Here is a 9,589-nt window from a genome sequence, read left to right as displayed (position 1 = left end):
CGGGCACGCCCGGGGGCTGGCGGGTCAGCTGCTCCCTGCCGGGGCGCTGAGGCACGCGCTCTGTGGCGTCGGCCGGCGCCGCAAGGCTGCCCCCGCTTCCGGGTGCGTCGCGCTCAGTGGCCCCGGCCGCCGCCCCGGGTGCCGCGCGGGCGGGTCAGGGTGAAGCGGTCGACCGGGACGAGGTCCCCGTACGGCCCGCTGACGGAGTAGTAGGTGACGCCGATCGTGGTCTGCCCGTTGCGCCCGCCCGGGTCGACGTCGAAGGAGGCGAAGCCGTACGGGTTGTCGGCGTCCCGGAAGGCGGACCAGGGGGCGTCCTCGATCACGTACACCGGCGGGCGCTTGCCGGTGGCCGGGTCGACGGCGCCGACGCCGGTGATCACCCGGGCCTTGGCGGGGCTGAAGAAGAGCTGGTTGGACGGGGCCGAGGTGCCGCCGCCGCCGATGACCATGTGGACGGTGCCCTTGGTGGTGTCGATGGTCTCGGTGCCGGTGGCGACCGGGATCGGCGTGCGGGTGTCGGTCGGCTGCTGGCCGCGGATCGGGTGCGAGCGCTCGTAGTGGTGCTCGTGGCCGCAGACCACCAGGTCCACGCCGTACTTGTCGAACAGCGGCACCCAGGCCTCGCGGACGCCGAGGTCGGCGCCGTTGAACTTGTCGGCGGTGGAGATCACCACCTGGTGCATGCAGACCACGATCCAGTCGATCCCCGGGTCCGCGTTGGCCGCGATCAACTCCCGTTCCAGCCAGCGCTGCTGGGCGCCGCCGGAGTAGCCGTGGACGTAGCTGCTGCCGCCGTCCTGGTAGGCCACGTCGTCGTTGTTGAGGCTGATCACCCGCACCGAGCCGGCCGTGAACGAGTACCACAGGCCGCGCGTCTCCGCGTCGGAGCGGGCGTCCGGCAGCTCGAAGTACGCCTGGTAGGCGCCGTAGCCGATCGGGCCGTTGCCCTTCTCGTTCTCGTGGTTGCCGGCCGCGGGCATCCAGGGGCGGTGGCGGGCCGAGCGGGTGTTGTTCTCGAACCAGTCGGACCAGGTGCGGACCCGGTCGGTGGCGATGTTCGCGTAGCAGAGGTCGCCGTTGAGCAGGTGGAACAGCGGGGCGATTCGCTCGACCCCGGCGGTGGTGTCGCCGGCGGCGGGGCTGCCGAGGTTGTCGTTCACGTAGCCGTTGGCGGTCTTCTTGCCGAGGGTCGGGGTGCCCTGGTCGCCGAAGCTGGTGAAGGTGAAGGCGGACCGGCCGCGCGGGGCGGTGCGGACGGTGCCGAGTTCGGGGGTGGTGCCGTCGTGGACGGCGGCGTAGACGTAGTCCGTGTCGGCGCGCAGGCCGGTCAGCCGGGCGTGGTGCGTCTGGACCTCGGTGCCGGACGCGGCGTCCCGGTAGGTGCGGGTCGCGGCCTGGACCGTCCGGCCGAAGCCGCCGTTCGAAGTCCCGTACACCACCCGGGGGTTGCCGACGGACCGGGTGGTGTGCCAGGAGACCACCACCTCGCGGGAGGCGTCCGAGCCGAACTGGAGGTGGAGGCCGGCCACCCGCGGCGCGCCGGAGCGGTCCGGCCGCTGCCAGAGCACCGGGGAGGCGGCGGCGGGGGCGGCCGAGACGCCGGAGAGGGACACGGCACCGCCGAGGCCGACGCCGGTCGCCCCGGCCAGGAGCCCGCGCCTGCTGACGGGGAGACGTCCACTGGAATCGTTCATGGCGGCCAGCCCACCGGACGAAGGTGAACCGCGCCGGGTCCGCCGCGTGAACTTTCCCGTCCGTCACCCGTGCGTCACACTGCTGGGCGTGACGAGGACGAACGGCGACGGCCCGCGGGTGATCCGCACCCTGATCGCGGACGACCAGGAGGCCGTACGGCGCGGTGTGCGGCGGATCCTGACGGCCCAGCCGGACATCGAGGTGGTGGGCGAGGCGGCGGACGGGCTCGCCGCACTGGAGCTGGCGGCCGAACTGCGGCCGGACGTCGCGCTGGTGGACATCCGGATGCCGCGGATGGACGGACTGGAGCTGACCCGGCGGCTGGCCGGGCCGGGGGTGGCGGAGCCGGTGCGGGTCGTGGTGCTGACCACCTTCGACCTGGACGAGTACGTGTACCCGGCCCTGCGGCACGGGGCGTCCGGTTTCCTGCTGAAGCGTTCCGGCCCGTCCCTGCTGGCCGAGGCGGTGCGGGCGGCGGCGGACGGGGAGAGCCTGATCAGCCCGTCGGTCACCGTCCGGCTGCTGCGGCACGTGACGGCTCCGCGCCGCCCGGAGCGGCGGCGGCCCGCGCTCGTGGTGCCGCTGACCGAGCGGGAGGTGGAGATCGCCGGGCACGTCGCGGCGGGCCGCACCAACGCGGACATCGCCGCGGAGCTGTTCATCTCGCCGGGGACGGTGAAGACCCACGTCGCCAGCATCCAGCGCAAGCTCGGGGTGGCGAACCGGGTCGGGATCGCGGTGCACGCCTGGGAGATGGGCTGGGCGGCGCAGGAGCGGTAGCGGCGGTGCCGCGGAGACGGGTGCGCGCCCACGGGGCCGAGGGGATGCTCCGTGGACGCGCGGAACCTACGAGGTGGGGGTGGCCTCCGGACGTGACGTCCTCCGGCCGGTAGTTCGATCGTCGACCGAGGTAGTCATCCAGCGTCGGACCCTGATCCGTCTCGATCCGTCGCCACTGCCTCCTGCGGTCGAACTCCTTCAGCTACCTCGCAGGTCCATCTCCCATCATGCGCCTCCTGCGGGCTGTGCACCAGGGGTGAACGGTATGAATCCAACCAATTTTCGCAACTCGGGCAATCCGGGGTGGATCGGCTGGCGGGGCTGCGTGGCGACGAGACCTCCGTCAGGAGCGCGGCCAGCCGTCCACGAAGGTCAGCGTCCGCTGGTACGGCCCGTCGGGCCCGGTGCTGCGGTACTCCTCCGTGCTGCCGCCGGTCCGGACGGTGCGGTCCCCGTCGTGCCGCCGGGCGGTGGGGCGCAGGGTGTGGTCGACGGTGGAGCGTTCGGTGACGTGGCCGCCGGTCGCCGCGGTGGCCTCGCGGTGGTAGCCGAGCTCCATGGCGGTGGTCTGGTCGGTGTTCCCGGCCGCGTCGCGGCTCACCCGGTAGCTGACGTCCAGCGGTTCGCCCTCGTGCACGGTGGTGGTGCGGTGCGGGCCGCCGCCCCAGGTCGCGGTGGTGCGGGTGAGGTCGGTGCCGTTGTGCAGCGTCACGTCGTTGCCGCCGTCGCGCAGCCGCTGGGCGGAGCGGAACGCGAGCTCGTCGCGGACCTCGGTGGTGATCCGGCCGTGCGAGGTCTGCACCCAGCCCCGGGCGAGGTCGTCGCGGGCGGCGGTGACCGTCCAGTCGCCGCTGCCGCCGCCGTGGTCGGCGAGGTCGGTGGCGACGGTGGCCTCCGGGGCGACCCGGTGGTCGGTGAGCTGTCCGGTGGTGCGGGCGGCGCCGTGGTCGGTCTCGGCGAAGAGGTTGACCTGGCCGGTCCAGACGTCGTTGCTCTGCGCCTCGGCGGTGTTCACGGTGACGCCCACGCTGTGCGGCCGGCCGTCCAGCAGCAGTCCGACGTACGGGGTGAGGTCGAGCCGGTAGGCGGGCAGGTCGAAGGCGAAGACGCCGGGCACGGGCCGCCAGAGCAATGGGTCCCAGCCGCCGGTGTAGATCACCGGGTACGGCCAGACCGCGCCGGCCACCCGGCCGTCCACGGTGAGCCGCAGTTCGCGGAACGGGCCCTTGCCGCAGATGCCGCTGCCGGGGTTGGCGGCGGCGAAGGCGTCCGGTGCGGAGGCGTAGGCGAACTCCTCGCAGGCGCCGCCGCCCCGGGCGTAGACCTCGGCGGTGAGGCGTTCGAGGTTCTGCGGGAAGACGAGGTCGCGCCCGGCGGCGGGGGCGGCCTGGGTGAGCCCGAACGGGCCGGTGGTGAGCAGCCGGTCGGCGGAGCGGGCGGCCGGCCAGTGCGCGTCCGCGGTGTAGAAGGTCAGCTTCGCGCTGATCGTGAAGACGCCGGTGTAGGTGGCGTCGGTGACGTTGGCGAGGTCGAAGGAGAACTCCTGCGGGCCGCCCGCGAAGAGCGGGGCGTAGCGGGTGACGTCGTGCTCGACGTTCCAGGCGATGCCGTCCTTGGACGGCTCCGGGGTGGAGGAGAGCAGCACCTGGACGCCGCCGACGCGGACGCTGAAGATCCGGTCGAACTGCCGCCCGGCGACCTGCCCGTGGAGGTCCATGACCACCGCGGACCAGGGGCCGGCGCAGTCGGCGGGCGGGGCGAGGGTGGCGTTGTACGGGGTGTCCGGCGGGTTGCCGTACCCGTTGCGGAACTCGCGCTCGTGCATCACCTCGACGGTGCAGGAGCGGGTGTCGGGGCGGGTGAGCGGCTTGGTGGCGGTGACCGGGTCGTGGTAGTCGGTGCCGAAGTCGGCGTGGGCCGGGGCGGCGGCGGTGAGGGTGCCGGCCAGGGTGAGGACGGCGGCGCCGATCAGACCGGCGGTGCGGCGGAGCAACGGGCGCAGGGCCAAGGCGGGTTCCCGGGGTCGGGCGGCCCGCGGGCGGGTGCCGCGGGCCGGTCGGATGATCCGGGAATCCTTCCGGGGGTGGCATGCTAGCGTCAAGGATTCGCGCCGACCGGATCCGGGCCGGCGGGTGGGTCGGGTCGGGCCGGACAGGGAGTGGGTCGGGCCGGGCCGGTCACGGAGTGCGTCGGGTCAACGGTCCTCCAACTCCGCGGCCTCCTGCCGGATCAGGTCCCGCAGCGAGGCCAGCCGGGGCCGCCGGTCGTCCGTCCGCCACTGCATCTCCAGCGGCAGCGCGGCCCGCCCCTCCAGCCGTACGGTGGCCACGTCCTCGGTGAGGTGGCCGGTCATCGAGCCGGGCACCAGCGAGAAGGCGCGGTTGCGGGCGAGCAGGTAGAGCCGGGAGCCGACGATCCGGGGCGGGCTGACCAGCACCGGCGGGTCCACGCCGTGCTCCGCGCAGAGGCCGAGCACGTGGTCGTAGTAGCGGGGGTGCTGCTCGCGCGGCCACAACAGCAGGGGCAGGTCGCGCAGTTCGGCCAGGCGCAGGCTGCTCCGGCGGGCCAGTGGGTGGTCCCGGCCGAGCGCGACCAGCACCGGTTCGTCGGCGATCCGCTCCAGCCGGTAGCCGTCCACCTCGTCCAGGAAGCGGCCGAGCCCGATGTCGGCCAGCTCGGCGGCCAGGGTGGCGGAGACCTGCCCGGTGTCCACGGCCAGTTCGGCGGTGTCGAGCGCGGGCAGCTCCTGCTCGGCCCGGCTGACCACGGCGGGCAGCAGGCGGTTCACCACGCTCGGCGAGGCGACGATCCGGGCGGTGCCCAGCCGGGACTCCTCGTGCAGCCGCACCCGGGTCAGCAGCGTCTCGGCCTGCCGGAGCAGCAGAGTGCTCTCGGCGGCCATCACCTCGCCGGCCTCGGTCAGCGCGACCGAGCGGCGGCTGCGGTCGAACAGCTCGACGCCGACGGTCCGCTCCAGCCGGGCGACCTCCTGACTGACCGTCGGCTGCGAGATGTGCAGCCGTTCGGCGGCCCGCCCGAAGTGCAGCGTCTCGGCGACGGTCAGGAAGACCTGGAGCTGGCGCAAGGTGAAACCCATGGGTGGCAGGGTAGACGAACCAATAGGTGATGGCCTATCAGAAACCTCAGTACTCATTCTGGTTTCCGATGTGAACCGTCCATACGCTGAGCAGCACGTTGCCCCACCGCAGCGGCAGCCTCACAGAGAGTTCGCATCATGACCGGACTTCTTCCCCCCGCCGCTCCCGCCGTCCAGGTCTCCGAGGAGGTCGCCCGGGCGCTCGCCGACGGCCGGCCGGTGGTCGCCCTGGAGTCGACCATCTTCACCCACGGCCTGCCGCGGCCGCGCAACCTGGCCGTCGCGCTGGAGGCGGAGCGGCAGCTGCGGGCGGCGGGCGTCGTGCCCGCCACGATCGGGGTGCACGCCGGGGTGCCCACGGTCGGGCTGAGCACCGGACAGATCACCGAACTGTCCGCCGCCGACGGCCTGGACAAGGTGAGCCTGCGCGACCTCCCGGTGGTCGCCGCGCTCGGCCGGCACGGCGGCACCACCGTCGCCGCCACCGCCTTCCTCGCCCACCGCGCCGGCATCCGGGTCTTCTCCACCGGCGGCCTCGGCGGCGTGCACTTCGGCGCCTCGGAGAGCTTCGACGAGTCGGCCGACCTGACCGCCCTGGCGGCCACCCCGGTCACCGTGGTCAGCGCGGGCGTGAAGTCCATCCTCGACATCCGGGCCACCCTGGAACGCTTCGAGACGTACAACATCCCGGTCATCGGCTACCGCACCCGCAGGTACCCCGGCTTCTACGTCACCGACTCCGGCCACGAGATCAACTTCAGCGTGGAGTCGCCCGAGCAGGCCGCCGGGGTGATCGAGGCCCGCGACCGGCTCGGCCTGCCGCAGGCCGTCCTGATCGCCAATCCGGTCGACCCGGCCAAGCAGCTGCCGCCGGAGGAACTGGACGGCATCCTGGCCCGCGCCTGGGCCGAGGCCGAGCGGCAGGGCGTCACCGGGAACGCCGCCACGCCGTTCCTGCTCGACTTCATCCAGCGGGACACCGGCGGGCGCAGCCTGGACGTCAACGTCGAGGTGTACCGGGGCAACGTCCGGCTCGGCGGGGAGATCGCGACGGCGCTGGCCGGTGGTGCGTCCGGTGCCTCCGGTGCTGCTGCGGCGGGTGCTGCGGCCTCGGCGGGCGCCGTCGAGACCGGGGCCTGAGCCGTGCTGGGGGTGCTCGGGGACCTCGTCGAGGACATCGTGGTCTGGGCCGACGGCCCGCTGCGGCACGGCACCGACTCCGGCGCCCGGGTCTTCCGGCGGCGCGGCGGCAGCGCGGCCAACGTCGCCTGCTTCGCCGCCGGGCAGTACCCGGCCCGCTTCCTCGGCTGCGTCGGCGAGGACGCGGTCGGGGACGGCGTCGTCGCCGAACTGACCGGCCACGGCGTGGACGTACGGGTCTCCCGGCGCGGCCGGACCGGCAGCGTCGTGGTGCTGATCGACCAGGGCGGCGAGCGGACCATGCTGCCCGACCGGGGCGCCGCCACGCTGCTGGAGCGGGTCCCGGACGCCTGGCTGGCCGGACTGACCCACCTGCACGTGCCGGCCTACTCCTTCGACGGCGAGCCGGTCGGCGGTACGGCGGTGGACGCGCTCGCCCGGGTCCGGCGGGCGGGCGGCACCACCTCGGTGGACGCCTCCTCGACCGGGATGCTGGAGCGCTTCGGCCGGGAGCGCTTCCTGGCCCTGCTGGCCGGGCTGGCGCCGACCTTCGTGTTCGCCAACCGCTCCGAGTCGGCGTTCCTCGGACTGCTGGTCGGCGGCCTGCCGGGGCCGGAGCGGGCCCGGCTGGCGGCCACCACGGTGGTCACCAAGGCGGGCGCCGAGGCGACCGCCGTCGACGTCCCGGGCGAGCCGCTGGCCATGGTGCCGGTGCCGCCGGTGGCGCAGGTGCGCGACCTCACCGGGGCCGGGGACGCCTTCGCGGCGGGGTTCCTGGCCGGCTTCCTGGACACCGGGGACCTCGGGCGCGCGGCCGGCCTCGGGCACCGCAGCGCGGCCCGGGTGCTGGCCTCGCCCGGGGCCTCCTTCGGCGGGGAGTGACGTTTCGGCGGGTGCCCTTCGGCGGGCCCGTCGGCGGCGGGCCTGCCCGGGGTTACCTGGGCACCGCGTCCTTGCGGAGGAAGTGCTTCAGCTTCTGCCAGGTCCAGGTGTTGACCACGTCCTCGGCGGTGAGCCAGCCGCGCTGCGCCGTGCCGATGCCGTAGCGCGGGTAGCCGAGCTGGCCGGTGGCGTGCGCGTCGCTGTCGATCGCGAACCGGACGCCGTGCCGCCTCGCCCGCAGGACGTCCTCGTCGCGCAGGTCGAGCCGCTGCGGGGAGCTGTTGATCTCGATCGCGGTGCCGGTGCGCGCGGCGGCCTCGAACACGGCGTCCAGGTCGACGTCGATCGGTCCGCGCCGGCCGATCCGGCGGGTGGTGAGGTGTCCGATGACGTGCACGTACGGGTTCTCGCAGGCGCGGATCAGCCGACGGGTCTGGGCGGCCCGGTCCAGGGCGAAGTGCGAGTGCACGGAGGCCACGCAGACGTCGAAGCCGGCCAGGAACTCCGGTGGCCAGTCCACCCCGCCGTCCGGGCCGATGTTCAGCTCGGTGCCGTGCAGCAGGCGCAACTTCTTGCGCCGGTCGGCGAGTTGTCGCAGCTGTTCGCGCTGGGCGAGCATCTTCTCGTCCGTCATCCGCTGCATCACCAGGTCCGGGGCGTGGTCGGTGACGGCGAAGTAGGAGTAGCCGCGGGCGGCGGCGGTGTCGACCATCTCCTCCAGGGTGGCGAGCCCGTCGGTCAGGTCGGTGTGGGTGTGCAGGTCGCCGCGCAGGTCGGACTCCTGGACCAGGTCCGGGAGTCCGCCCTCCAGCGCGGCCTCGATCTCGCCCCGGTCCTCGCGCAGCGGCGGCGGGATCCACGGCAGGCCGAGCGCCGCGTACACCTCCTCCTCGGTCTCCGAGACCACCTTGGCGCCGCCGTCCACCTCGAACAGCCCGTACTCGGAGAGCTTCAGCCCGGCCCGGACGGCCATCGTGCGCAGCCGGATGTTGTGCGCCTTCGAGCCGGTGAAGTAGACCAGCGCAGCTCCCCAGTCCTCCTCCGGGAGGACCCGCAGGTCCACCTGTACGCCCTGGGTGGTACGGACCGAGGTCTTGGTGCCGCCGCTGCCGATCACCTCGGCGACGTAGGGGAGTTCGGTGAGCGCGGCCATCAGCGGGGCGGAGTCCGCCGCGGTCGCGAGCACGTCGATGTCGCCCACCGTCTCGCGCATCCGGCGCAGCGAGCCCGCGTACGCGCAGCGGGTGCAGCCGGGGACGGCGGAGAGCGCGGCGACCAGCTGCTCGGCCAGCTCGGTGGCGGTGTCCAGCAGGGTGCGGCCGCCGGACTGCCGCATCAGCTCGATGCCGTGCAGGATCCGCTCGCCGCTGCGCTCGCCGAAGCCGGGCAGGTCGGCGAGCCGCTCGGCGCGGGCGGCCGCGGCGAGTTCGTCCACCGAGGCGATCCCGAGGTCGCGGTAGAGGGTCAGGGCGCGCTTGGGCCCGACCCCGGGGACGGCCGTCATCTCCCGTACGCCGGACGGGACCTCGGCGCGCAGCGCCTCCAGGGCGGGGATGGTCCCGGTGGCGAGGTACCCGGCGATCTTCTCGGCGGTGGACCTGCCGACGCCGGGGATCTGCTGCAGGCCCTTGACGTCCAGGCCGGCCAGGTCCTCGGGGTGGCCGCCGACCGCGCGGGCGGCCTTCTCGTAGGCGCGGGCCCGGAAGGCGTCCCCGCCGGTGATGTTGATCAGGTCGGCGTACTCCTGGAGCAGCTCCCTGACCTGGTCGTTGAGCCGGGGCATGGGGCAAGTCTAGGGTCGGTGGGGCGGGGGCGCCGGGTGTACTTCCTCGTGTACTCCGTCAGTCGTACGCGACGGTCAGCAGCAGGACCATGGTCAGCCCGCCGCCGGGGGTCGGCTCCACCGCGAGCCGGCCGCCCGCGGCCACCACCAGGCGGTGCAGGGCGGGCCCGACCGGGCCGTCCGCCCGCACGCCCGCGATCAGCCGCTCG

At 74.1% G+C, this 9,589-nt stretch carries 7 protein-coding genes; 3 read left to right on the top strand and 4 right to left on the bottom strand.

Annotation, left to right across the window (positions count from 1 at the left end; translation table 11 throughout):
• Window positions 1-113 precede the first annotated feature (113 nt).
• Window positions 114-1,697 (bottom strand): metallophosphoesterase family protein, encoded by a 1,584-nt coding sequence (locus AE652_RS26430; RefSeq protein WP_049655827.1) that lies wholly within the window; start codon window positions 1,695-1,697, stop codon window positions 114-116.
• 88 nt (window positions 1,698-1,785) lie between these two features.
• Between AE652_RS26430 and AE652_RS26425 the strand changes: the two genes are divergently transcribed.
• On the top strand, window positions 1,786-2,478 hold the full coding sequence (locus AE652_RS26425; protein ID WP_304414272.1) for a response regulator transcription factor: 693 nt from the start codon (window positions 1,786-1,788) through the stop codon (window positions 2,476-2,478).
• A 343-nt stretch (window positions 2,479-2,821) separates the two neighbouring features.
• On the opposite strand, the gene AE652_RS26420 is transcribed toward AE652_RS26425, so the two are convergent.
• Together AE652_RS26420 and AE652_RS26415 are read right to left on the bottom strand one after the other, a co-directional pair.
• A complete protein-coding gene (locus AE652_RS26420; RefSeq protein ID WP_082345977.1) occupies window positions 2,822-4,486 on the bottom strand; it encodes a peptide-N4-asparagine amidase in 1,665 nt (554 codons plus the stop codon).
• 186 nt (window positions 4,487-4,672) lie between these two features.
• Entirely contained in the window at window positions 4,673-5,575 is a 903-nt protein-coding gene (locus AE652_RS26415) for a LysR family transcriptional regulator (protein WP_049655825.1), read from the bottom strand.
• Window positions 5,576-5,713: 138 nt separating this feature from the next.
• On the opposite strand from AE652_RS26415, the gene AE652_RS26410 reads away from it, so the two are divergent.
• Both AE652_RS26410 and AE652_RS26405 read left to right on the top strand, forming a co-directional pair.
• Window positions 5,714-6,715, top strand: coding sequence for a pseudouridine-5'-phosphate glycosidase (locus AE652_RS26410; RefSeq protein WP_063780274.1), 1,002 nt, complete (start codon window positions 5,714-5,716; stop codon window positions 6,713-6,715).
• 3 nt (window positions 6,716-6,718) lie between these two features.
• A complete protein-coding gene (locus AE652_RS26405; RefSeq protein WP_049655822.1) occupies window positions 6,719-7,597 on the top strand; it encodes a carbohydrate kinase family protein in 879 nt (292 codons plus the stop codon).
• Between the two features lie 52 nt (window positions 7,598-7,649).
• On the opposite strand, the gene polX is transcribed toward AE652_RS26405, so the two are convergent.
• On the bottom strand, window positions 7,650-9,380 hold the full coding sequence (gene polX / locus AE652_RS26400) for a DNA polymerase/3'-5' exonuclease PolX (protein WP_049655820.1): 1,731 nt from the start codon (window positions 9,378-9,380) through the stop codon (window positions 7,650-7,652).
• Between the last annotated feature and the right edge of the window lie 209 nt (window positions 9,381-9,589).

Origin of the sequence: Kitasatospora sp. MY 5-36 (assembly GCF_001182915.1) — a bacterium.
Taxonomy (GTDB): domain Bacteria; phylum Actinomycetota; class Actinomycetes; order Streptomycetales; family Streptomycetaceae; genus Kitasatospora.
This window is presented reverse-complemented; position numbering and strand designations above follow the sequence as displayed.